Origin of the sequence: Pseudomonas sp. NFPP28, from assembly GCF_900115535.1 — a bacterium.
In the GTDB taxonomy this organism is placed as follows: Bacteria; Pseudomonadota; Gammaproteobacteria; order Pseudomonadales; family Pseudomonadaceae; genus Aquipseudomonas; species Aquipseudomonas extremorientalis.
Genome location: NZ_FOWT01000010.1, coordinates 46,372 through 68,984, shown reverse-complemented (window position 1 = coordinate 68,984; position 22,613 = coordinate 46,372). Strand labels below are relative to the sequence as shown.

Annotated in this window: 20 protein-coding genes; 12 read left to right on the top strand and 8 right to left on the bottom strand. The window is 61.6% G+C overall.

Translation table 11 applies throughout. The features are described from left to right. Window positions 1–71: 71 nt before the first annotated feature. The 4 genes from ribBA to nrdR are packed head-to-tail and all read right to left on the bottom strand — an operon-like array spanning window position 72 to window position 3,486. The gene (ribBA, locus tag BM110_RS24355) at window positions 72–1,163 is read right to left on the bottom strand and encodes a bifunctional 3,4-dihydroxy-2-butanone-4-phosphate synthase/GTP cyclohydrolase II (RefSeq protein ID WP_093514295.1); all 1,092 of its coding nucleotides are present in this window, start codon (window positions 1,161–1,163) and stop codon (window positions 72–74) included. 15 nt (window positions 1,164–1,178) lie between these two features. Further along, window positions 1,179–1,841, bottom strand: a complete 663-nt coding sequence (locus tag BM110_RS24350; protein ID WP_071489859.1) for a riboflavin synthase — start codon at window positions 1,839–1,841, stop codon at window positions 1,179–1,181. A 47-nt stretch (window positions 1,842–1,888) separates the two neighbouring features. After that, a complete protein-coding gene (gene ribD, locus BM110_RS24345) occupies window positions 1,889–3,025 on the bottom strand; it encodes a bifunctional diaminohydroxyphosphoribosylaminopyrimidine deaminase/5-amino-6-(5-phosphoribosylamino)uracil reductase RibD (RefSeq protein ID WP_071489858.1) in 1,137 nt (378 codons plus the stop codon). After that, on the bottom strand, window positions 3,022–3,486 hold the full coding sequence (nrdR, locus tag BM110_RS24340; RefSeq protein ID WP_010206843.1) for a transcriptional regulator NrdR: 465 nt from the start codon (window positions 3,484–3,486) through the stop codon (window positions 3,022–3,024). The genes ribD and nrdR overlap by 4 nt, the downstream gene beginning before the upstream one ends. Before the next feature lie 140 nt (window positions 3,487–3,626). Here nrdR and BM110_RS24335 point away from each other — a divergent pair, with 140 nt between their 5' ends. Both BM110_RS24335 and BM110_RS24330 read left to right on the top strand, forming a co-directional pair. After that, the gene (locus BM110_RS24335; protein WP_093125597.1) at window positions 3,627–4,082 is read left to right on the top strand and encodes a YbaY family lipoprotein; all 456 of its coding nucleotides are present in this window, start codon (window positions 3,627–3,629) and stop codon (window positions 4,080–4,082) included. Continuing rightward, window positions 4,079–4,732, top strand: coding sequence for a class I SAM-dependent methyltransferase (locus tag BM110_RS24330; RefSeq protein ID WP_092250563.1), 654 nt, complete (start codon window positions 4,079–4,081; stop codon window positions 4,730–4,732). Before BM110_RS24335 ends, BM110_RS24330 begins: the two co-directional genes overlap by 4 nt. 33 nt (window positions 4,733–4,765) lie before the next feature. Here BM110_RS24330 and BM110_RS24325 read toward each other — a convergent pair whose 3' ends face one another. Next, a complete protein-coding gene (locus BM110_RS24325; protein WP_092250560.1) occupies window positions 4,766–6,238 on the bottom strand; it encodes a trypsin-like serine peptidase in 1,473 nt (490 codons plus the stop codon). Window positions 6,239–6,523: 285 nt separating this feature from the next. Between BM110_RS24325 and trxA the strand changes: the two genes are divergently transcribed. Further along, window positions 6,524–7,396, top strand: coding sequence for a thioredoxin (trxA, locus tag BM110_RS24320; protein WP_092250557.1), 873 nt, complete (start codon window positions 6,524–6,526; stop codon window positions 7,394–7,396). Here the strand turns inward: trxA and BM110_RS24315 are convergent. Then, window positions 7,393–7,734, bottom strand: a complete 342-nt coding sequence (locus tag BM110_RS24315; protein WP_092250554.1) for a hypothetical protein — start codon at window positions 7,732–7,734, stop codon at window positions 7,393–7,395. The two genes, trxA and BM110_RS24315, sit on opposite strands and share 4 nt — an antisense overlap. A gap of 131 nt (window positions 7,735–7,865) precedes the next feature. Between BM110_RS24315 and BM110_RS24310 the strand changes: the two genes are divergently transcribed. The 5 genes from BM110_RS24310 (at window position 7,866) to BM110_RS24290 (ending at window position 11,913) form a co-directional block, all read left to right on the top strand. Next, the gene (locus BM110_RS24310; RefSeq protein WP_092250553.1) at window positions 7,866–8,468 is read left to right on the top strand and encodes a DUF2796 domain-containing protein; all 603 of its coding nucleotides are present in this window, start codon (window positions 7,866–7,868) and stop codon (window positions 8,466–8,468) included. Between the two features lie 150 nt (window positions 8,469–8,618). After that, complete coding sequence (locus tag BM110_RS24305) at window positions 8,619–9,329, top strand: ABC transporter ATP-binding protein (protein ID WP_093514294.1); 711 nt, start codon at window positions 8,619–8,621, stop codon at window positions 9,327–9,329. Between the two features lies 1 nt (window position 9,330). Then, window positions 9,331–10,596, top strand: coding sequence for an ABC transporter permease (locus BM110_RS24300; RefSeq protein WP_016978529.1), 1,266 nt, complete (start codon window positions 9,331–9,333; stop codon window positions 10,594–10,596). A gap of 11 nt (window positions 10,597–10,607) precedes the next feature. Then, complete coding sequence (locus BM110_RS24295) at window positions 10,608–11,120, top strand: DUF3299 domain-containing protein (RefSeq protein ID WP_071493720.1); 513 nt, start codon at window positions 10,608–10,610, stop codon at window positions 11,118–11,120. Window positions 11,121–11,214: 94 nt separating this feature from the next. Continuing rightward, on the top strand, window positions 11,215–11,913 hold the full coding sequence (locus BM110_RS24290; protein WP_071489849.1) for an OmpW/AlkL family protein: 699 nt from the start codon (window positions 11,215–11,217) through the stop codon (window positions 11,911–11,913). Between the two features lie 92 nt (window positions 11,914–12,005). On the opposite strand, the gene BM110_RS24285 is transcribed toward BM110_RS24290, so the two are convergent. Next, entirely contained in the window at window positions 12,006–12,890 is an 885-nt protein-coding gene (locus tag BM110_RS24285; RefSeq protein WP_083351508.1) for a sugar nucleotide-binding protein, read from the bottom strand. A 141-nt stretch (window positions 12,891–13,031) separates the two neighbouring features. On the opposite strand from BM110_RS24285, the gene BM110_RS24280 reads away from it, so the two are divergent. Further along, window positions 13,032–17,300, top strand: a complete 4,269-nt coding sequence (locus tag BM110_RS24280) for a DEAD/DEAH box helicase (RefSeq protein WP_093514293.1) — start codon at window positions 13,032–13,034, stop codon at window positions 17,298–17,300. Window positions 17,301–17,356: 56 nt separating this feature from the next. Here BM110_RS24280 and BM110_RS24275 read toward each other — a convergent pair whose 3' ends face one another. Beyond that, entirely contained in the window at window positions 17,357–19,462 is a 2,106-nt protein-coding gene (locus BM110_RS24275) for a mechanosensitive ion channel family protein (protein ID WP_093514292.1), read from the bottom strand. 171 nt (window positions 19,463–19,633) lie between these two features. On the opposite strand from BM110_RS24275, the gene BM110_RS24270 reads away from it, so the two are divergent. The 3 genes from BM110_RS24270 to BM110_RS24260 are packed head-to-tail and all read left to right on the top strand — an operon-like array spanning window position 19,634 to window position 22,609. Further along, window positions 19,634–20,413, top strand: coding sequence for an endonuclease/exonuclease/phosphatase family protein (locus BM110_RS24270; RefSeq protein ID WP_071489845.1), 780 nt, complete (start codon window positions 19,634–19,636; stop codon window positions 20,411–20,413). Next, the gene (gene clsB / locus BM110_RS24265) at window positions 20,410–21,672 is read left to right on the top strand and encodes a cardiolipin synthase ClsB (protein ID WP_093514291.1); all 1,263 of its coding nucleotides are present in this window, start codon (window positions 20,410–20,412) and stop codon (window positions 21,670–21,672) included. Before BM110_RS24270 ends, clsB begins: the two co-directional genes overlap by 4 nt. After that, the gene (locus BM110_RS24260) at window positions 21,662–22,609 is read left to right on the top strand and encodes a lysylphosphatidylglycerol synthase domain-containing protein (RefSeq protein WP_071489843.1); all 948 of its coding nucleotides are present in this window, start codon (window positions 21,662–21,664) and stop codon (window positions 22,607–22,609) included. Before clsB ends, BM110_RS24260 begins: the two co-directional genes overlap by 11 nt. Window positions 22,610–22,613 lie beyond the last annotated feature (4 nt).

Sequence of the window (22,613 nt, the reverse complement as noted above, 5' to 3'; positions counted from 1 at the left end):
GCCGGGACGCGTGTATGACGCGTCCCTTAGTGATATTTGAACCGCGAACAAGGGGCGAAAATCGCCGGCCTTTATTCGGAGGGCACGTATTCTACTACTTCCAGGTCGAAACCGGATATCGCATTAAATTTCATCGGTGCGCTCATCAGGCGCATTTTGCGCACGCCCAGGTCACGCAGGATCTGCGAACCGGCCCCGACGATGCTGTAGGTGGTCGGTTTTTTCACCGGCGTGTGGTCCGCCGTTTCGCGGATATGCGCCAGCAGCACATCGCCATCCAGCGGGTGACCGAGCAGCAGCACCACACCACTGCCGGCCTCGGAGACCGCAGCCATGGCAGCGCGCAGGCTCCAGCGACCCGGTTGCTTGACCATCAGCAGGTCGCGCAATGGGTCCATGTTGTGCACACGCACCAGGGTCGGCTCTTCGGCGCAAATGGTGCCCAGGGTCAACGCCATGTGCACGTCGCCTTCCACGGAATCACGGTAGGTCACCAAATTGAATTGGCCCAGTTCGCTGTCCAGTGGCTGCTCGGCAATCCGCTGAACGGTACGTTCGTGGATCATGCGGTAGTGAATCAGGTCGGCAATGGTGCCCACCTTGATGTTGTGTTCGGCGGCAAAGGCTTCGAGTTCAGCACGACGGGCCATGGTGCCGTCGTCGTTCATCACTTCGCAGATCACGCCGCAGGGCTCGAAACCGGCCATGCGCGCCAGGTCGCAGGCGGCTTCGGTGTGGCCGGCACGGGCCAGGGTGCCACCCGGCTGGGCCATCAGCGGGAAGATGTGGCCGGGGCTGACGATGTCTTCGGCCTTGGCGTCCTTGGCAGCAGCGGCTTGCACGGTGCGGGCGCGGTCGGCGGCGGAAATGCCGGTGGTGACGCCGGTAGTGGCCTCGATCGATACAGTGAACTTGGTGCCAAAACCCGAGCCATTGCGCGGCGCCATCAGCGGCAACTTGAGCAACTCGCAGCGCTCGCGGCTCATGGGCAAGCAGATCAGCCCGCGGGCGTACTTGGCCATGAAGTTGATGTGCTCAGGCTTGCAGGCCTCGGCGGCCATGATGATGTCGCCTTCGTTCTCGCGGTCTTCGTCATCCATCAGGATGACCATCTTGCCTTGGCGGATGTCTTCAACCAGTTCTTCGATGCTATTGAGCGCCACGCGGCACCCCCTTGGTCAGGATTTCAGGTAGCCGTTAGCGGCCAGAAAACTTTCGGTGATGTTCCCGGTTGCAGGCTCTGCGGCCTTTTCGCCCAACAACAGGCGCTCCAGGTAACGGGCAAGCAAGTCCACTTCCAGGTTCACCCGGCGACCTGGCTGGTAAGACGCCATGATGGTTTCGCTGAGGGTGTGGGGAATGATGGTCAGTTCAAATTCGGCGCCGTTCACGGCGTTCACGGTGAGGCTGGTGCCATCGACGGTGATCGAGCCTTTGTGGGCGATGTACTTGGCCAGCTCTTTGGGCGCGCGGATGCGGAATTCCACGGCACGCGCGTTTTCGCTGCGCGCTACCACTTCGCCGACGCCGTCGACGTGGCCGCTGACCAGGTGACCGCCGAGGCGGGTGGTCGGGGTCAGGGCTTTTTCCAGGTTCACCGGGCTGCCGGCCTTGAGGTCGTTCATCGCGGTGCAGTCCAGGGTTTCCCGGCTGACATCGGCGGCAAAGCCGTTGCCCGGCAGGTCGATGACGGTGAGGCACACGCCGCTGACGGCGATGCTGTCGCCCAGCTTGACGTCGCCCAGGTCCAGCTTGCCGGTTTCAACCAGCAGGCGCACGTCGCCGCCTTTGGGGGTCATGGCGCGGATGCTGCCGATGGATTCGATAATGCCGGTGAACATGGCCTTCTCCTGGAAAACGGGACGGGCACTTGAGCGCCCGGTCAGAATTATACGCTCGCGGGTGGAAGCGGGATGGCAGTGACTCGCCAGTCGTCGCCTACAGCGCGCATTTCAGTGATCTTGAGTTGGGGGGCATCGGCCAGTTTCTCAAGCGGCCAGTCCAGCAAAGGCCGGGCAGCGGAGCCCAGGAACTTGCCGGCGACGAATATCACGTACTCATCCACCAGGCCTTGCTGGGCAAAGGCGCCCGCCAGGCTTGGGCCTGCCTCCACCAACACTTCGTTGACGCCACGGGCGGCCAAGGCGACCAGCGCCGAACGCAGGTCGACCTGGCCGTCAACGCCGGGCACCACCAGGCACTCGGGGCCACGGGGAAACTGGTTTTCCGGGGTCACGCAGGTGATGACCAGCGCCGGCCCGGCCTTGAAGAACGGTGCGTTGAGCGGCACGCGCAAACGGCCATCGATCAGCACGCGCAACGGCGGGCGCGACATGGCCAGCGCAGTGGTGGCTTCGTCCAGGCCGAGTTCGGCGGCGCGCACGGTCAGGCGGGCGCCGTCGGCCAACACCGTGTCGGCGCCGGTCAGCACCACACTGGCCTCGGCACGCAGGCGCTGCACGGCAGCGCGGGCCGCAGGGCCGGTGATCCATTGGCTTTCGCCGCTGGCCATGGCAGTGCGGCCGTCCAGGCTCATCGCCAGCTTGACCCGCACGAAGGGCAGGCCGTGCTCCATGCGCTTGAGGAATCCCGGATTCAACGCGCGGGCCTGGGCTTCCAGCACGCCACTCAAGACCTCGATCCCGGCTTGCGCCAGACGCTGCATGCCGCGCCCGGCCACTTCGGGGTTAGGGTCCTGCATGCCGGCCACGACACGGGCGACACCGGCCGTGACCAGGGCATCGGCGCAGGGCGGTGTGCGCCCATGGTGGCTGCACGGCTCGAGGGTTACGTACACCGTGGCGCCACGGGCCTTGTCACCAGCGGCACGCAGGGCGTTGGGTTCGGCATGGGGCTCGCCGGTGCGCTCATGCCAGCCTTCGCCGACAACCTGCCCATCGCGCACGATCACACAACCTACACGCGGGTTGGGATGGGTGGTGTACAAGCCTTTGCGCGCGAGTTCCAAGGCGCGGGCCATGTAATGGGCGTCGAGCACCGCTTGTTCGGCAGACGGTGGGTTCATTCTTTGGCAGGCTCCCGGGCCAGGCGGTCGATCTCTTCGCGGAACTCATTGAGGTCCTGGAAGCGTCGATACACCGAGGCGAAACGGATGTAGGCGACTTCGTCGAGCTTTTGCAGCTCGCCCATCACCAACTCTCCTACCACCAGGCTCTTGACCTCGCGCTCGCCGGTCGCACGCAGCTTGTGCTTGATATGCACCAGCGCCGCCTCCAGCCGCTCGACACTCACCGGGCGTTTTTCCAGGGCACGCTGCATACCGGCGCGCAGTTTTTCTTCGTCGAAAGGCTGGCGGCTGCCGTCGGATTTGATCAGGCGCGGCAATACCAGTTCGGCGGTTTCGAAGGTGGTGAAACGTTCACCGCAGGCCAGGCATTCGCGCCGGCGACGCACTTGATCGCCCTCGGCGACCAGACGCGAGTCAATGACCTTGGTGTCGTTGGCACCGCAGAAGGGACAGTGCATGGTAGGCAGGCAACAAATAAAGGGAGGGCCATGGTAGCGCATCCCCGTGGCAAGACAAGCCATAGCCTTTACGGTATATAGGCTGACTATTATGTTTCATATTTTTTAAGCCACGGATTTTGTCCTTTCTGGAGCCGTACATGCAGTTACGACCACTTGTTTTGCTCACCCTGTTCAGTTTCCTGGTCGCCTGCAGCAGCGAAGCCCCCAAACCGACCACGCCTCAACCGACGCCCGCGCAAGAGAAAAAAGTCCCGGGCATTGAAGAACTCGGCCCCCTGCCCGCCTATCAGCGTGAAATAAGCGGCAGCCTGACCAACATTCCGGCCGGTGCCGAAGTGGAGATGGCGCTGTTGGTGATCGACGACCGCTCGCGCCCGCAACAATTGCTGGCCAGCAGCGTGCTGACCGGCAACGGCAAGCCCCTGGCCTTCCGCCTGCGCTTCAATCCTGAAGCGTTCCCGGCTGGTGCCCGGGTTGAATTGCGCGGTCGCGCCAGCCAGTCCGGCCAGTTGATCCTGCACCTGCCCGCCGTGCGCATCACCCAGGCGATCACCCAGACCACCGGCCCCCTGCAACTCGTCAAGGCCCCATGACACCACCGCTTGGCCTGCAAGCCGCCCTCAGCGAACTGATCGGCGACGCGCAATTGGCGCCCTGCCCGCTGCCGGGCACTGGGTTGTCGTTGTGGCTGCTGGATGCGGACAACATGGACCGCGCCTTTAGCCCCGAAGAAACCCGGCGCATCCTGCATGAACCGCCCTACTGGAGTTTTTGCTGGGCCAGTGGCTTGGCCTTGGCGCGCTATCTGGCGGCGAACCCTGAATGGGTCGCCGGTAAACGTGTGCTGGACTTTGGCGCCGGCTCCGGTGTGGCCGGGATTGCCGCCGTCAAGGCGGGCGCCCTGGAAGTGGTGGCCTGCGACCTGGACCCACTGGCGCTGGCGTCCTGCCGGGCGAATGCCGAACTCAATGGCGTAGAGCTGGGTTATTCGGCGGATTTCTTCGCCGAAGCCGATCGCTTCGACCTGATCCTGGTGGCCGACGTGCTCTACGACCGCGCGAACCTGCCGCTGCTGGATCAGTTCCTGACCCGTGGCCGCGAAGCGCTGGTGGCGGATTCGCGCGTGCGCGACTTCCAACACCCGGATTATCAGCGCCTGGGCATCCTCGATGCCCTGACCCTGCCGGACCTGGCCGAGCCTTGGGAGTTTCGCAAGGTGAGCCTGTACCATTCACGGCGTTAACACGGTAGGCCGGTGTGCCTTTGCACGTGGGACCTAAGGATAAGTCTCAACCGGTGAAGAAGTGCCTCGGATGTCTTTGCTATAGACACACACAAGGCCAGGCCGGGGCTCAAGTTTAACGACAGAAGTGCCTTGCCCCTCTTTAAATTCCACCTCTGTATAGCCATCCTGAGTCGTGCAATCCACTTGCGCGGGCTGACCGTACTTCATAAAGAATTGATTACGCGAAGGCGGGGCACGACGAAACTCAGCATATCTACCAAACCAATTGCTCCGAAATCGCACCAAAGGTTCAACGTTCTTATCAGCAGCCTTCAACTCAACCACTGCATTCAGCGCATTTCTCATCACCCCGGGAAAAGGCAAGCTTTCTCGACTATCCACACCAATAACACACAGTGTATGGATGCCCACCTGCGGCCCAATCTCATCATTAATATAAGCGTTAGCACTGTCTATTATGTCGCTATAACCATGCACCACCTCACACGTCCTCGGCCGCCTGGTCACCTTGTAGCGATAAAACGGTTTATCAAGGGTGAATCGCATATTCCATTTTGGATAGACGGCAGGCGAGCCCGTAGTTAAATCTTCAGGAAGATAATATTGCTGTTGGCGCGCTACATCGCCAACAATCGAATAAGCGGGAAACAATACACATCGCGCCGGGTCTTCGGAAAATACACCGTCAACAAAGCAACGGTCGATCCTGTCCGTCGAAATCCCGTAATTGGTTATCTCCGTGTAAAATTTTCCATCCTTGATCTGGCAGGGCATGTGTATACCACACTGATACGCCCCGTAATCATACTCCGTGTTTAACAGCCCTACTATTTTATTGGTAGAGCGCTCAATAATCGGGCTGCCAGAACTGCCAGGCCCGATACCTTTACACTTATTTTTCATGGTATGGCGCCATACCCAAACACCCTCAACCACTTCTGGTGAGCTTTCCAACTGGCAAGCGGCCACCTGCAGGGGGTCAATGCCTTTACTGCCAACCACCAGAATATCCGTGCCTTCATCAGGACGCTGCCCAAATAAAAGAGGTTGAACACCGTCTTCAATCACCGAGGCAAGGCTTGCCTGCAACTCCAGAATGGCCAGATCCACACCGCGCATGCTGCTCCAATTGACTTTCTTGAACGGGTAGGCTTTCGCGGTACTTTCTTGACCTGTAAAAAATTTGAACTGTATGGTCCCCTCAAAGTCGGTATTTCTTAGAATCTCGCCCCCGTCCCAACTGACGCAGTGCCCATTCGTCAAAACATAAGCAGGACCTTTGGCGACTCCATCAACTCTAGTATCCAGCAGCGTCCCAACACATCGGGTGGGACTTTGAATTCGCCCAACACCGCTCCAATAGTCATAGAGCCCATCTTGATTATTCAGTACTCTGCCGGGCGCAAAATTCTCGACTCCTCTGCCAATATCAATTTCAGCGTTGACAGGCTGCGATATATAACTGAGCCCCACAAAAACAAATGCAGATAATTTAGTAAACATAAACACTAACTCATTAACCGACGAAGCCTTATAGAACCGCAAACATTCCCGAGCATCGTGGTAAATAGTTAATTTTTTTACGCACCTAAATCCTATGTCTACATTGTGAAATTTTTACGTAATTTCATAACACAGACAGTTATCCTGAGGGCCCGACTCCATGTCAAAACAACAAAGGGTATCGGCGCCCCCCAGACAAATCAGCCCACTGTAGATTCTTGCGCTTTCAGCCAACCGCGCCAGCCCTTATAGTTGCCCCCATTCCCGCTTTATTCGAGACGCCCCATGAGTGAGCCCACGCCGTATATCTTCGATGTCACCACTGCCACCTTCGACCAGGCGGTGATCGAGAATTCGTTCCACAAGCCCGTACTGGTGGATTTCTGGGCCGAGTGGTGTGCGCCGTGCAAGGCGCTGATGCCGTTGCTGGCACAGATCGCCGAGAGTTATCAGGGCGAACTGCTGCTGGCCAAGGTCGATTGCGAGGCCGAGCAGGATATCGTTGCGCGCTTTGGTATTCGCAGCCTGCCGACCGTGGTGTTGTTCAAGGATGGCCAGCCGGTGGACGGGTTTGCCGGGGCGCAGCCGGAATCGGCGGTGCGGGCGATGCTGGAGCCGCATGTGCAGATGCCACCGCCGGCTGCGGCCGACCCACTGGAACAGGCTCAAGCGCTGTTTGCCGATGGGCGTATCAGCGATGCCGAAGCGCTGCTGGTCGCGCTGTTGGGCGAGGACAACACCAACGCTGCCGCGCTGATCCTCTACGCGCGCTGCCTGGCTGAACGCGGTGAATTGGGTGAAGCTCAGACCGTGCTGGATGCCGTGAAAAGCGACGATCACAAAGCCGCGCTCGCCGGGGCCAAGGCACAGATCACTTTCCTGCGTCAGGCTGCCGACCTGCCCGACGCCGCCGAGCTGAAAAGCCGCCTGGCGCAAAACCCGCAAGACGATGAAGCGGCCTATCAACTGGCGATTCAACAACTGGCACGCCAGCAATACGACGCGGCGTTGGAAGGTTTGCTGAAGCTGTTTATCCGCAATCGCAGCTACAGCGAAGGTTTGCCGCACAAGACGTTGCTGCAGGTGTTCGAACTGCTGGGCAATGACCATCCACTGGTCACCGTGTATCGCCGCAAATTGTTCGCCGCGCTGTACTAGGCGCCGACCCAGCTGTACAGCGGCGTATCGGCGCCGCTGGCCACTTTCACATTGGCACTGTGCCGCAAGCGCACCAGCAAGCGCTTGCCGGACGCAGCATCGCCGGCCAACCCTTCCAGTTGATCCAACAACTCCAACCCGCTGAGCTGCCCGGCTTTGCGCAATAGTTCCTGGGCGCTCTGCCACAGATCATCGGTCTGTTTGACTGGCGCAACGGGTGTCGCCGTTGGCGCGGGGGCAGCCTGCAACTGTGCGCCCAACCGAGCCCAGTCGCCCTCGTCGAGTTCCAAGGTCAAATCCACCGGCAGATCGCCGACCGTTCCACGAATTCGCAACATCGTCCTTACTCCTGCATTTTTCTGACAGGCATGCTCCCACGCGACTTGCGCAACGCCAAGCGGGCGTTCAAACTCCCGGCATTATTGTTATAAGATCACATAACAAAACTTTCATGTTCTGGAGCCCTCTCATGCGTCGTCTGCTGCTCGCTTTGCCGTTTGCCCTGCTGCCACTGGCTGTCGCCCACGCTCACGACGATCACGAGCATGAACACGGCAGCCTCGGCGCCCATGAACATGGCGTTGGCCGCCTTAACGCCGTACTCGACGGGCAGGCACTGGAGTTGGAATTTGACAGCCCGGCCATGAACCTCGTGGGCTTCGAACACCAGGCCACTACCCCAGCCGACAAAGCCAAGGTCGCTGCCGCACGCAAACAGCTGGAGAACCCACAGGCCCTGTTCAGCCTGCCCAAGGGCGCCGGCTGCGTGGTCAGCACCCAGGAACTCAACAGCCCGCTGTTCGGCGACAAACCTGAAGCCGATCATGCCGACGATGACGACCACGCCACCGACGGTAAAGGCGCGGCCGCCCACGAACATCATCACGACCACAGCGAAATCCACGCCCACTATCAGTTCACCTGCGCCACACCGACGGCGCTGAGCAATCTGGACCTGACCCAGGTGTTCAAGACCTTCCCCGCCACCCAGAAAATTCAGGTACAACTGATCGGCCCGAGCGGCCAGCAAGGTGTTGAAGCGACGAACCAGGCAGCCACCCTCAAATTCTGATTTGAAAACCCAATCACTGTGGGAGCTGACTTGCCTGCGAAAGCATCAACACGGTGTTACTGATGGACCGAGTCGTTTGCATCGCAGGCAAGCCAGCTCCCACACTTGATCGGCGTCATCATCAAAATCACACCAGACCACTGATTTCCTATGACCCAAGCGTTAATAGAACTGTCCGACCTGGGCTTCAACTGGCCCGGTCACCCACAGTTGCTGGACATCCCCGCCTTCCGCCTGGAAGCAGGGGAAACCCTGTTTCTCAAAGGCCCGAGCGGCAGCGGTAAAACCACTCTGCTCGGGTTGCTGGGCGGTGTGCAGAAACCCAGCCGGGGCAGCATTCGCCTGCTCGGCCAGGAGCTGACCGAACTGTCGGCGGGCGCCCGCGATCGTTTCCGCGTCGACCACACGGGCTACATTTTCCAGCAGTTCAACCTGCTGCCGTTTCTGTCGGTGCGCGAGAACGTCGAGTTGCCTTGTCACTTTTCCAAGCTGCGTGCACAACGGGCGAAGCAGCGTCACGGCAGTGTCGACCAGGCCGCCGCCACCTTGCTGGCGCACTTGGGCTTGAAAGATCCTGGCTTGTTGGAACGTCGCGCCGATTCACTGTCCATCGGCCAACAACAACGGGTGGCCGCAGCCCGCGCACTGATCGGCCAACCGGAACTGGTGATCGCCGACGAACCCACCTCGGCCCTGGATTACGACGCCCGTGAAGCGTTCATTCAGTTGTTGTTCGCCGAATGCCGCGAGGCCGGGGCCAGCTTGTTGTTTGTCAGCCATGACCAGAGCCTGGCCTCGCTGTTCGACCGCAACCTGTCGCTGGCCGAACTCAATCGCGCCGCCACGCCCGCAGAGGTTTGAGATGTATCTGTTCCGTCTAGCCATGGCCAGCCTGGCTAACCGCCGCTTTACCGCGATCCTCACCGCGTTCGCCATCGCGCTTTCAGTCTGCTTGCTGCTCGCGGTGGAGCGCGTACGCGTTGAAGCGCGCAACAGTTTCGCCAGTACCATCAGCGGCACCGACCTGATCGTCGGCGCCCGTTCCGGTTCGGTGAACCTGTTGCTGTACTCGGTATTCCGCATCGGCAACGCCACCAACAACATCCGCTGGGACAGCTTCGAACACTTCGCCGCCAGCCCACAGGTGAAATGGGCGATTCCGATTTCCCTCGGCGACTCCCATCGCGGCTACCGCGTGATGGGCACCAACGAGTCCTACTTCGAGCACTACCAGTACGGGCGCAAGCAGAACCTCGAACTGGCCAGCGGTCGTGCCTTCGCCACCGACCCATTCGAAGTGGTGCTGGGCGCCGAAGTCGCCGACGCGTTGCACTACAAACTTGGCGACAAACTGGTGCTGGCCCATGGCGTGGCAGTGGTCAGCCTGGTCAAGCACGACGACAAGCCCTTCACCGTGGTCGGCATTCTCAAGCGCACCGGCACCCCGGTGGACCGCACCTTGCACATCAGCCTCGGCGGCATGGAAGCGATCCATATCGACTGGCACAACGGCGTACCGGCCCAGGGCAAAGGCCGCATCAGCGCCGACCAGGCGCGCAATATGGACCTCACGCCCCAAGCCATCACCGCGTTCATGCTCGGCCTGAACAACAAGATTTCCACCTTCGCCCTGCAACGGGAGATCAACGAATTCCGTGGCGAGCCGATGCTGGCGATTCTGCCTGGCGTGGCGCTGCAAGAGTTGTGGAGCATGATGGGCACCGCCGAAAAAGCGCTGTTCGTGATCTCGCTGTTCGTGGTGCTTACCGGCCTGATCGGCATGCTCACGGCGATCCTCACCAGTCTCAACGAGCGCCGCCGCGAAATGGCGATCTTGCGTTCGGTGGGCGCACGGCCCTGGCATATCGCGACGCTGCTGATCTTCGAAGCCTTCGCCCTGGCGCTGTCCGGCGTGGTGGCGGGCGTTGGTTTGCTCTACGTGTGCATCGCCGCGTCGCGCGGGTATCTGCAGGCCAACTACGGTCTGGACCTGCCGATGTCGTGGCCGAGCGAATATGAATGGACGCTGCTCGCCGGTATCCTGGGCGCCGCGCTGTTGATGGGCAGCGTGCCCGCGTGGCGCGCCTATCGGCAATCCCTGGCCGATGGCCTGTCCATACGTTTATGAGGAAGGCTTTGATGCGTCGCGTCCTGTTTGCACTGTTGCTGCTGCTTGCCCTGCCCGCCTGGGCAGCCGAGCCCAAAGAACTGACGTGGTCGGAACTGATACCGCCGGATGCCCCGCCAGAAGTGCCGAACATGCAACCACTGCACAATCTCTCCAGCATGGCGGATGCACTGGAATCGGCACCCGCAGCCAAGCAGGACCTGCCCAACGCACCGGTGGTGCCAGCGCTTGATGGCCAGCACATTCGCTTGCCCGGCTACATCGTGCCACTGGAGGTCAGCGAAAACGGCCGCACCACCGAGTTCTTGCTGGTGCCGTATTTCGGCGCGTGCATCCATGTGCCACCGCCGCCGTCGAACCAGATCGTGCATGTCAAAAGCGAAATCGGCGTGAAGCTCGATGAGCTGTATCAGCCGTACTGGATCGAGGGCGCGATGCAGGTCAAACCGTCCACCAGCGAACTGGCCGATGCCGGTTACCAGATGGAGGCCGAGAAGATTTACATGTACGAATTGCCCGAATAACGCTTATCGCCCTTTCATTGAGCTGAGTCAAAAGACCGAACGGAACGATCTTTACCATTGGACGTACAACTTTTAAACGTCCTTTGGAGCTCCCATGAACAAGTCTCTGCTCGGCGCGTCCCTCTTCGCGCTCGCCCTCGTTGCCCCCGTCGCACACGCTCACGAAGCGGGCGACATTCTGGTTCGCGCTGGTGCAATCACCGTGAACCCGAAGGCCGACAGCGGCCACGTCAAGGTTGACCAAGGCCCATTGGCCGGCGCCAACCTGGGCGGCAAGGCGACCATGAGCAGCGACACTCAGTTGGGCCTGAACTTCGCCTACATGCTGACCAATCACGTGGGTATCGAACTGCTGGCCGCCACGCCGTTCGAGCATGACGTGAAGATCAAGGGCACCGCCCTCGGCGCCGCCAACGGCAAGCTCGGCACCCTGAAACACCTGCCGCCGACCCTGAGCGTCGTGTACTACCCGCTGGACAACAAGTCGGCCTTCCAACCGTACGTGGGCGCCGGTATCAACTACACCTGGATCTACGACGAGCACGTCGGCAGCCGTGCCCAAGGCGCAGGCTTCAGCAACTTCAAGGCTGAGAACTCCTGGGGCTGGGCCGCGCAGATCGGCGCCGACTACATGATCAACGACAAGTGGATGATCAACGCCCAGGCGCGCTACATCGACATCAGCACCAAGGCCACCGTGGAAAACAACGCGGTCGCCCCTGGCACTCGCGCCAAGGTCAATGTGGACGTGGACCCGATGGTTTACATGGTGGGTATCGGCTACAAGTTCTGACACCGACCTGACCAACAACACAAAAACCAATGTGGGAGGGGGCAAGCCCCCTCCCACATTTAGCTCATGCCCACATTGGGTTTTGTGTTGGGTCAGCCATGGCGGTAGAACCGGTCCAGCAACGCCGGTAACCCCGCTCGCCAAGCCCGAGGCTTGATGCCGAAGGTGTGGAGGATTTTCTTGCAGGCGAGCACCGCGTGTTGCGGTTCTTCGCTCGCATCCGGTCGGGCCGCGTGGGCCTGGGCGGTGGGGGATTCGATTGCCAGCGGGTGGTAGTTGCGCGCTTCAGTGAGGATCGCCTGGCCCAGCGCCAACGGCGTGGTCGCCTCATGGCCGGCGTAGTGGTAAGTGCCCCACAGCGGCGCCGCGCAATCGAGTTGCTTGAGCACCGAAATGATCACCCGCGCCGCGTCATCCACCGGTGTCGGGTTGCCGCGACGGTCGTCCGCCATCAGCAACTCATCCGGCTTCTCGGCCCGGGCCAGGAAGCGCCCGAGGGTGCCGTCGACGCTGTCATCCAGCAGCCAGCCAAAGCGCAATAACACATGTTGCGGGCAGGTGGCGCGCACGCTCTGTTCAATACGCCACAGCGCCTGGCCGCGCAGGCCCAGGGGCACCGGCTCGTCTTTTTCGCTGTAGGCGGTGGCGCGGGAGCCATCGAACACGCGGTAGCTGGATGGCTGCAACAGGGTGATGCTGTGGTGCTGGCACAGCTCGGCCAGGCGCTCGATGGCGAACTCCTGGGCAGCCAGACGGGGCTCGCTGACCGCTTCGGCCTGGAACCAGTCGAAGTAGTAGGCGAGGTTGATCAACGCGTCGGGACGGGTGTCGTCGAGCAATTGGGTGAGGCTTGCGGCATCCCAGCCGTCTTGGGGCGGTTTGGGTGCGAGGAAACCGATGTCTTCCTCTGCACCGAGGCGAATCAGCGCCTGCCCGAGGGCATTCCCGCCGCCCAGTAACATAAGGCGCATTCGCATAGATTGAGCAGGCCCGGTCTGTTGGAACGAAGGTTATTCAGGTATTGGTCAGAATCGTTGCATTTTGCGGGTTCATCGCGCAACCGTCACGGATTAACTGTGCCATTGCAACTTGTTGGAACTGGGGCTATCAATCATTGCATGAGCCTTCCTGAATCCACTGATACCGCATTGACCGGCTTCCACCCCGCCGTCAGCGCCTGGTTGCGCAGCACGTTCCCCTCGGTGACCGGCGCCCAGGCCCAGGCCTGGCCGCTGATCCGCCAGCGCCAATCGACCCTGATCGCCGCGCCCACCGGCTCCGGCAAGACCCTCACCGCGTTCCTGGCGGTGCTGGACGACCTGGTCCACCAAGGCCTGGCCAACGGCGGTGAGCTGCCGGATGAGACGCTGGTGGTCTACGTGTCGCCGCTCAAGGCGCTGTCCAATGATATACAGATCAACCTGCAAAACCCGCTGGCCGGGATCACCGAGCATTTGCAGCGCCTGGATCTGCCGCCGCTGATCATCCGCACCGCCGTGCGCACGGGCGACACCCCACAAAAAGACCGCGCCCAGATGCGCAAGCGCCCGCCGCATATCCTGGTGACCACCCCGGAATCGCTCTACGTGCTGCTGGGCTCGGACTCCGGTCGCCAGATGCTCGCCAGCACACGCACGGTGATCGTCGATGAAATCCACGCCATCGCCGCCGGCAAACGTGGCAGCCATCTCGCCCTGAGCCTGGAGCGCCTGCAAGGCTTGTGCGCCGGGCCGCTGATGCGCATTGGTTTGTCGGCCACGCAAAAGCCCATCGACGCGGTGTCGCGGTTCCTGGTGGGCACTGGCCGGGACTGCGCGATTGTGGATATCGGCCACGCCCGCCCGCGCGATCTGGATATCGAGGTGCCGCCCGTGCCGCTCTCGGCGGTGATGGCCAATGACGTGTGGGAGTTGGTCTACGACCGCCTCGCCGAACTGGCGCGCGAGCACCGCACCACTCTGGTGTTCGTCAACACCCGACGCCTGGCCGAACGCCTGGCCCGGCACTTGAGCGAGCGCCTGGGCAAAACTGCGGTGGCTGCCCACCACGGCAGCCTGGCCAAGGAGATGCGCCTGGATGCCGAGCAGCGCCTCAAGGGCGGCGAGCTGCAAGTGCTGATCGCCACGGCATCCCTGGAGCTGGGGATTGATATCGGCGATGTGGACCTGGTGTGCCAGATCGGTTCGCCGGGTTCCATCAACGGTTTTCTGCAACGGGTCGGCCGCTCCGGTCACCAGGTTGGCGGCACACCCAAAGGGCGCCTGTTCGCCACCACCCGCGACGATCTGATCGAATGCGCCGCCCTGCTCGACTGCGTGCGTCGAGGCGAACTGGACACCCTGCACATACCGGTGGCGCCACTGGACGTGCTGGCCCAACAAATCATCGCCGAAGTCAGCGCCCGTGAATGGTCGGAGCAAGGCTTGCTGGAGATGATCCATCGCGCCGCGCCCTACGCCGAACTCGACGAACGTCATTACCAGGCACTGTTGCAGATGCTCTGCGACGGCTACAACGGTCGCCAGGGCATGCGCAGCGCCTACCTGCACCGCGACGCCCTGACCCGCACCTTGCGTGGTCGGCGCGGCGCCAAGCTGACCGCCGTGACCAGCGGCGGCACCATCCCCGACAACGCCGACTACAGCGTGTTGCTCGAACCCCAGAGCCTGAACATCGGCAGCGTCAACGAAGACTTCGCGGTGGAAAGCATCGCCGGGGATATCTTCCAGCTTGGCAATTCCTCCTATCGGATCTTGCGGGTCGAAGCCGGCAAAGTGCGGGTCGAGGACGCCCATGGTCAACCGCCGACCATCCCCTTCTGGCTAGGCGAAGCGCCTGGGCGCAGTCACGAGCTGTCGGCGGCGGTGGCGCGTTTGCAAGGTCAACTGGACACGCTGCTCGGCGCCACACCCGGCGACCTGCAAGCCGCACAGGCCTGGCTGACCGGCGAACTCGGCCTGAACCGCGCCAGCGCCGAACAGCTCCTCGACTACCTCGCCCGCGCACGCCTGGCCCTGAGTGCATTGCCGTCCCAGGACACGCTGATCATGGAGCGGTTTTTCGACGCGTCCGGCGGCACCCAATTAATCATCCACACGCCGTTCGGCAGCCGCGTCAACCGTGCCTGGGGCCTGGCCCTGCGCAAGCGGTTTTGCCGCACGTTCAACTTCGAGTTGCAGGCGGCGGCCAGCGAAAATGCGATCGTGCTGTCACTGTCCACCAGCCACAGCTTCGAGCTGGATGAGGTGTGGCGCTACCTCAACAGCCAAAGCGCCGAACATATCCTGATCCAGGCCGTGCTGGATGCGCCGCTGTTCGGCGTGCGCTGGCGCTGGAATGCCGGTGTGGCCTTGGCGTTGCCGCGGTATACCGGTGGGCGCAAGGTCGCGCCGCAGATCCAGCGCATGAAAAGCGAAGACCTGATCGCCAGCGTGTTCCCGGACCAGATTGCCTGCCTGGAAAACCTCGCCGGTGAGCGCGACGTGCCCGAGCACCCGTTAGTGGAACAAACCCTCGACGACTGCCTGCATGAAGCCATGGACTGCGACGCCTGGCTGGCCCTGCTGCGGCGCATGGAGCGCGGCGACGTGCGCCTGGTCAGCCGTGACCTGCCGGCACCCTCGCCCATGGCGGCGGAGATTCTCAGCGCCCGTCCGTACACTTTTCTCGACGATGCGCCGCTGGAGGAACGCCGCACCCAGGCCGTGCTCACCCGACGCTGGAGCGACCCGCAAAGCACCGACGACCTCGGTGCGCTGGACGCCGATGCCATCGTCGCCGTGCGCGAAGAAGCCTGGCCGGCGCCCAACGGGCCGGATGAAATGCATGAGGCGCTGATGAGCCTGGCGTGTATCGCCGCCAACGAAGTCACGCCGCAATGGGCGCAATGGCTGCATGCCCTGGCCAAGGCTGGCCGCGCCTATCAGTTGCACACTCACTTACACACCAACCTGTGGGTCGCCGTTGAGCGCCTGGGTTGCCTGCAGGCGATCTATCCGAGCAACTTGCCGTTGCTGCCCGGCTTCGATGAGTCGTGGACCTACGAGGATGCCGTGACGGAAGTGTTGCGCGCGCGCCTCGGTGGGTTCGGCCCGGTGAGCCTGATCGAGATCGCCGCGCCCCTGGCGTTGTCGGTCACGCAGGTCACTCAAGCACTGGCCCGCCTGGAACAGGAAGGCTATGTGTTACGCGGCTATTTCAGCCCCGAGGCCACACAAGAGCAGTGGTGCGAACGCCACCTGCTGGCGCGCATTCATCGCTACACGGTCAAGCGCCTGCGCCGGGAAATCGAACCGGTGGCATTACAGGATTTCATGCGTTTTCTGTTCGACTGGCAGCACCTGTCCGGCGGCACCCGTGGCCAGGGCAGCGCGATGCTGCCGCAAATCGTCGGGCAGTTTGAAGGCTATGCCGCCGCCACGTCCGCCTGGGACAACGATCTGCTCAGCGCACGCCTCAAGGATTATTCATCCACATGGCTCGACGAACTCTGCCGCAGCGGCAAACTGGTGTGGCTGCGCTTGAGCAACAAGGCCAGCGCCATGGCCTTGCGCAGCACGCCGGTGGTGTTGCTGCCCCGTAGCCAAGTAGGGTTATGGAGCGGATTGACCGAAGTTACCGATGTCACCACCCTGTCGCCCAAGGCGCAGAAAGTGCATCAGGCCCTGTGTGATCACGGCGCGCTGTTTTTTGATGAGCTGTCCCACGAAGCCCATCTGTTGCGCAGCGAGCTGGAAACCACGTTGCAGGAGTTGGTCGGCGCAGGGCTGGTGAACGCCGACAGCTTCGCCGGCCTGCGCGCCCTGACCACCCCCGCCAGCAAACGCCAGGCGCGCAGCAGCCGGCGCGGGCGCGGTGCGTTTGTCGGCGGCATGGACGATGCCGGGCGCTGGGCCTTGGTGCGACGTTCATCAACGGCTGCCGGGCCCCATTCAGCCGAGGCACTTGAGCATGTCGCCATGACCCTGCTGCGCCGCTATGGCGTGGTGTTCTGGCGCTTGCTGGAGCGTGAGGCAGATTGGCTACCGAGTTGGCGCGAGCTGCTGCGCACGTTTCACCGGCTGGAAGCACGCGGGGAAATTCGCGGCGGGCGGTTTGTCAGTGGTTTGGCAGGTGAGCAGTTTGCGCTGCCGGAGGCGATCCCGCTGCTGCGTGAAGTACGGCGGCGGCCCCATGACGGGAGTTTGATCGCAGTGTGTGGGGCCGATCCGCTGAACCTGGTCGGTACACTGTTGCCCGGCAACAAGGTGCCGGCAGTGAGCGGTAATCGGATTGTGTACCGGGATGGGTTGCCGGCGGCGGTAATGGTCGGCGGCACGCAACAAATGTTGCTGGAACTGAGTCCACCCGAGACCACGCTGTTGCAAGAAAAACTGATCAAACGATGAACCTGTTGTGGTGAGCAGGCTTGTCCCGCGTTGGCCAAGCCCGCTTACCATATGGGTCACTGCGTTCGCGGTTGCTCGGTCAGCACCACCGAAGCGGGCACGTCTTCATCTGGCTCATCCACCTGCGGCGTACGCTTGGGCAGCAACACCTGCTGTGGATAAGTCTGCGCGAAGTGCACCTGATCACAGTTATCCACAAGCTTTTTCAGGCGCTGGTTGAACGCGCGGCTCACCGCATATTGCCCACCCGACACCGTGCGGAACTGTGCCGTGAGTACCACGCCGTTGAGGTCCATCTTGTCCACGCCAAACACCTCCAGCGGGCCTTGCAGGTTGTACTTGAGGAACACGTCATCGCGGATCGACTGGCCCGCCTCGCGGATCAGTTCCACCGCCTTGTCCACATCCGTGTCATAGGTGAACTGTACCGAGAAGAACGCATAGGCAAATTGCCGCGACTGGTTGGTGACCGCCTTGATCTGCCCGAACGGCACCGAATGCACAAAGCCCTTGCCGTCGCGCAGGCGCAGGGTGCGGATGGTCAGGCCTTCGACAGTGCCGGCGTGACCGGAGTCGAGTACCACCCAGTCGCCGATGGACAGCGTGTCTTCGATAATGATGAACAGGCCGGTGATCACATCCTGCACCAGTTGTTGCGAACCAAAACCAATGGCCAGGCCGACCACCCCGGCACCGGCCAGCAGCGGCGCGACGTTGATCCCGAGGTTGGCCATGGTGGTGATCGCGCAGATCACTACCAGAACGATCTTCACCGCATTGCGCAGCAGCGGCAGGATGGTTTTCACCCGCGTGCTCGGTTGGCGACTGGAGCGCTTGTTGACCGGTGGTTTCAAGGCTTCCTGGATCGCCGTGTCGAGTACCACCCAGAACAGCCAGGTCATCAGCAGGATCAGGCCGATGCTGCTCAGCGAATCGCTGATCGCGCGGCCCACCGAGTTGCGCTGGGCGAACTCGAACAGGGACACGCCCCAGATCCGCCCGAGGATTTCAATAAAGGCAATGGCCATGGCGATGCGCAGGATCGCGTGCAACAGGCTGAGAAAACGTTCCTTGTAGGCGCTGCTGCGCTGGATCGCCACCTGGCTGCGGGATTTGAACAGGTGTTGCAACACGGTGCTGAGGAATACCGTGCCGATCAGCAGGATCGTGGTGAACAACGCGCAACGCAGGGCCTTCTGATTATCGTCGCCGGCACCGATCAAGTTGATTGCCGAGACCAGTACCATCAACAGGATCGGCCAGTACCACAACCCGGAAAACACCCGCAGAGATTGCTGGAGCGCCGGATGTTTCATGCGCTGCGCCAACGGCCGGTTGCGGATCAGGTGGGCGACCGGACGGCGCAGGCGAACCACTAATACGCCAAAGATTACTGTCGCAAGCAGGCCGGTGAATACCGCAATGCTGCTGGTGATATTGCCGCCCAGTTGGCGTGCGATCTGCGGACTGGTCAAGGCGTCGCTGAGGGCGGCGAGAAAGCCGATGAGGAACAGCGGCTTGGGGCAGTAGCCGCGAATGATCTGCACCGCCGGGCGCTTGTGGCCGACATTGAACATGACGATCACACACAGCAGCATTGACGTGGAGAAGATGCCACTGCTGGTGGCATAGGCAAAACACAGCGCCAGCGCCCGCCCGACGGAGGTGGGCAGGAAATGGCTGACATACAAGGTCAGGGGCAGGCATATCAGCGCCGGGATCGTGTAAGGCACCACATAGCCCAGCACCGCAAGGAGGCGTTTGCGCCGTTCGAAAAACCTGCGTTGCCCCAGTCGTCTCACTATCACGCGCCCAAGTAACGTCAGCAGCGTAAAGGCGCCGATCCACACACCGGACAGCAACAGGAAGTCCCCGGCCACGCTCCACGGGGAACGCTCAGCGGTCTGGTTGACCAGGCGACCGACTTCGTTGGCAGCCCGGTCGGCCCGCAGGCGCCATTCGTCAATGAAGTTCTGGTTGAGGTCCAGCTTTTGCTGCACATCATCAATGCTGGAACTGATCGCACCGAGAAGGCCGCCTTCCACCAGCAACTCTGGCTTGGCCGGCGCTTCAGGTTCCGGCGCGGTGGCCGCCGCTTGCAGCGCACCGCTGCCGCAAAACAGCAGCGCGCCGAGCAGTAATGCAGTCTTGAGATTCAGCAAAACACCGAGCTCCTTCAGAAGGGTCTGTAAGGAACTGACGGGTTTGCGCGTTGATCGTTCCCCTTCAGCGGCATCTTTATGCCTTCTGTAGGACGCTGGAAACTTTCCGTCAAAAATCACAGTCAGCCATAAACGAGGGCCAGGCCCCACCACTTTTTCACAGGAGCAACTATGGCTGCGATTCCCGACTGGGTGCCCATCACCCCCAGCGTCGCCATCACTCGCTTCACGGTGTTGACGGTCAATATCCACAAGGGCTTCACCGCACTGAATCGACGCTTCATCCTGCCCGAATTGCGTGAAGCCGTGCGCAGCGTGGGCGCCGACATGGTGTTCCTGCAGGAAATCCACGGCACCCACGAGCGCCACCCCCAGCGCTTCAGTGACTGGCCGAACATGCCGCAGTACGAGTTCCTCGCCGACAGTATCTGGCCGCAATTCGCCTACGGGCGCAACGCGGTCTATCCCCATGGCGACCACGGTAATGCGTTGCTGTCGAAGTTCCAGATCGTGCGTTACGACAATCTCGATATCTCCCAAAGCGGCCATGAAAACAGGGGCCTGCTGCATTGCGTGCTGCGCTTGCCGGGCACCGGCCAGGAGATCCATGCGATCTGCATCCACCTGGGTTTGCGTGAAGTGCACCGCCAGCAGCAATTACGCTTGATCGAGCAGCGCATCAGCGAAATCCCGGCCGATGCACCGTTAGTGGTGGCCGGTGATTTCAACGATTGGCGCCAGAAGGCCGACCTGAGCAAGGCGGGTTTGAAGGAAGTGTTTATCGAGTCCATGGGCAAACCCGCGCGCACCTTCCCGGCGCGGTTGCCATTGCTGCCGCTGGACCGGATTTATGTACGCAACCTGAAGGTGCATAACCCCAGGGTGCTGACGACGCGGCCATGGTCCCACCTCTCCGACCATGTGCCGCTATCGGTGGAGATCGAGCTATGAACGTGGCCGTGGAACATATCTCCACCGACCAGCCGCCGGACGAAGCCAAGGCCCGCGACCTGGATTATGGCTGGCAGAGTGGCAACCAGATCGAGTTGCTGGAAAATGGCGAGGCGTATTTTCCCAAGGTGTTCGAAGCCCTGCGCGCGGCGCAGCGTGAGATTCTGCTGGAGACCTTCATTCTCTTCGAAGACAAGGTGGGTCATGAGCTGCACGGCATCCTGATCGAGGCCGCGCAGCGTGGAGTGAAAGTGGTGGCAAGCCTGGACGGTTTTGGTTGCGGTGAGCTGACGCCCTCGTTTCTCGGTGAACTGGCGGACGCCGGGGTGACGGTGCAGATGTTTGACCCGGCGTCCAAGACACTGGGCTTTCGCACCAACTGGTTTCGTCGCCTGCACCGCAAGATTGTGGTGGTGGATGCGCAGGTGGCGTTTATTGGCGGGATCAATTTCTCCGCCGATCATTTGGGAGATTTCGGTCCAGAAGCCAAGCAGGATTATGCAGTGCGGGTGGTGGGCCCGGCGGTGGCGGACCTGCATCATTTTGCCCTGGCGCAAAGTGGTCGCCAAGTCCGCGCGCGACGTGGCTGGCGGCGGCGCGAGCAGCGGCCTTCGTTGTGGTCCACCGACCAGGGCGATGGCCTGGTGCGGCTGATTTACCGCGACAACGTGCAACATCGCGATGATATTGAAGAGGCGTACATCCACGCACTGAGCAAGGCGCAAAAACGTGCGGTGATTGCCAACGCCTATTTCTTCCCCGGCTACCGCTTGCTGCGGGAAATCCGCAACGCCGCGCGCCGTGGCGTGAGGGTGCAATTGATCATGCAGGGCCAGCCCGATGTGCTGCTGGCCAAGTTGGCGGCGCGGATGCTCTACGACTATCTGCTCAAGGACGGGGTGGTGATCCACGAGTATTGCCAGCGCCCCCTGCACGGCAAAGTCGCGTTGGTGGATGACGAATGGAGCACCGTTGGGTCGAGCAACCTGGACCCGTTGAGCCTGTCGCTGAACCTGGAAGCCAACGTGTTGATACGCGACCGAGCCTTCAACCAACACTTATACGAACGTCTGGAAACACTCGCCAACAATCATTGCCAGACCATGCCGGAAAACCGCAAACCGCGCTTGTGGCTGTGGCGATTGACCGTGGGCTTTCTGGTATTTCATGTGATGCGCCACTTCCCAGCGTTGACGGGATGGCTGCCGGCGCACAAGCCACGATTGAAACCCATCGAGAGCCAGGCCAATGACCGCTGAATCCCGGTTCAAACGCTGGAAGAAACCGCTGACTATCGCCTTTTTCCTGGTGCTGATCGTGCTGTTCACTCTGCTGGCGCGGCGTATCGACTGGAGCGAAGTGCTGCAGACCCTGGGTGACTTCAAGGTGCGCACTCTGGTGATCGCGGGGGCACTGACGTTGTGCAGCTTTCTGGTGTACGCCAGCTTCGACTTGATCGGCCGCACCTACATCCGCCAGAACCTGGTGTGGAAGCAGATCCTGCCGGTGGGCATCATCAGCTACGCCTTCAACCTCAACTTGAGCGCGTGGGTGGGCGGCATCGCCATGCGTTATCGCCTGTATTCGCGCCTGGGCGTGAGCACCGGCAATATCGCCAAGATTCTCGGCCTGAGCCTGGCCACCAATTGGTTTGGCTACATGGCGATTGCCGGGGTGGTGTTCAGCAGCGGCCTGGTGACCATGCCGCCGGGGTGGAAGGTCAGCACCACGGCATTGCAGGGCATTGGCGCGTTGTTGGTACTGGCCAGCCTCGGCTATCTGGTGGCCTGCCAGTTTTCGAAGAAGCGCGCGTGGACGATTCGCGGCATGGAAATCAACCTGCCGTCAGTGCGCATGGCGTGCCTGCAGTTGCTGCTCGGCGCGTTGAACTGGTCGCTGATGGCGGCGGTGATTTTCACCCTGCTGCCGGCCAAGCTGGACTATCCACTGGTGTTGGGCGTGTTGCTGATCAGCGCGATTGCCGGGGTGCTCACCCATATTCCCGCCGGGCTGGGCGTGCTGGAGGCGGTGTTTATTGCACTGCTGCAGCATGAGGCGTCGCGGGGCAGTCTGCTCGCCGGATTGATCGCGTATCGGGCGATTTACTTCATCTTGCCGCTGCTGATCGCGTTGGTGATGTACCTCGGTGTGGAGGCCAAGGCCAAGGCGTTGCGGGTGAAGAAAACACCCGCCTGAACCC

Excerpts from the sequence above, each read along its gene's own strand:
- BM110_RS24350 (WP_071489859.1), bottom strand. The coding sequence starts at position 1,841 with ATGTTCACCGGCATTATCGAATCCATCGGCAGCATCCGCGCCATGACC.
- ribD (WP_071489858.1), bottom strand. The coding sequence starts at position 3,025 with ATGAACCCACCGTCTGCCGAACAAGCGGTGCTCGACGCCCATTACATG.
- nrdR (WP_010206843.1), bottom strand. The coding sequence starts at position 3,486 with ATGCACTGTCCCTTCTGCGGTGCCAACGACACCAAGGTCATTGACTCG.
- BM110_RS24335 (WP_093125597.1), top strand. The coding sequence starts at position 3,627 with ATGCAGTTACGACCACTTGTTTTGCTCACCCTGTTCAGTTTCCTGGTC.
- BM110_RS24330 (WP_092250563.1), top strand. The coding sequence starts at position 4,079 with ATGACACCACCGCTTGGCCTGCAAGCCGCCCTCAGCGAACTGATCGGC.
- BM110_RS24325 (WP_092250560.1), bottom strand. The coding sequence starts at position 6,238 with ATGTTTACTAAATTATCTGCATTTGTTTTTGTGGGGCTCAGTTATATA.
- trxA (WP_092250557.1), top strand. The coding sequence starts at position 6,524 with ATGAGTGAGCCCACGCCGTATATCTTCGATGTCACCACTGCCACCTTC.
- BM110_RS24315 (WP_092250554.1), bottom strand. The coding sequence starts at position 7,734 with ATGTTGCGAATTCGTGGAACGGTCGGCGATCTGCCGGTGGATTTGACC.
- BM110_RS24310 (WP_092250553.1), top strand. The coding sequence starts at position 7,866 with ATGCGTCGTCTGCTGCTCGCTTTGCCGTTTGCCCTGCTGCCACTGGCT.
- BM110_RS24305 (WP_093514294.1), top strand. The coding sequence starts at position 8,619 with ATGACCCAAGCGTTAATAGAACTGTCCGACCTGGGCTTCAACTGGCCC.
- BM110_RS24300 (WP_016978529.1), top strand. The coding sequence starts at position 9,331 with ATGTATCTGTTCCGTCTAGCCATGGCCAGCCTGGCTAACCGCCGCTTT.
- BM110_RS24295 (WP_071493720.1), top strand. The coding sequence starts at position 10,608 with ATGCGTCGCGTCCTGTTTGCACTGTTGCTGCTGCTTGCCCTGCCCGCC.
- BM110_RS24290 (WP_071489849.1), top strand. The coding sequence starts at position 11,215 with ATGAACAAGTCTCTGCTCGGCGCGTCCCTCTTCGCGCTCGCCCTCGTT.
- BM110_RS24285 (WP_083351508.1), bottom strand. The coding sequence starts at position 12,890 with ATGCGAATGCGCCTTATGTTACTGGGCGGCGGGAATGCCCTCGGGCAG.
- BM110_RS24280 (WP_093514293.1), top strand. The coding sequence starts at position 13,032 with ATGAGCCTTCCTGAATCCACTGATACCGCATTGACCGGCTTCCACCCC.
- BM110_RS24270 (WP_071489845.1), top strand. The coding sequence starts at position 19,634 with ATGGCTGCGATTCCCGACTGGGTGCCCATCACCCCCAGCGTCGCCATC.
- clsB (WP_093514291.1), top strand. The coding sequence starts at position 20,410 with ATGAACGTGGCCGTGGAACATATCTCCACCGACCAGCCGCCGGACGAA.
- BM110_RS24260 (WP_071489843.1), top strand. The coding sequence starts at position 21,662 with ATGACCGCTGAATCCCGGTTCAAACGCTGGAAGAAACCGCTGACTATC.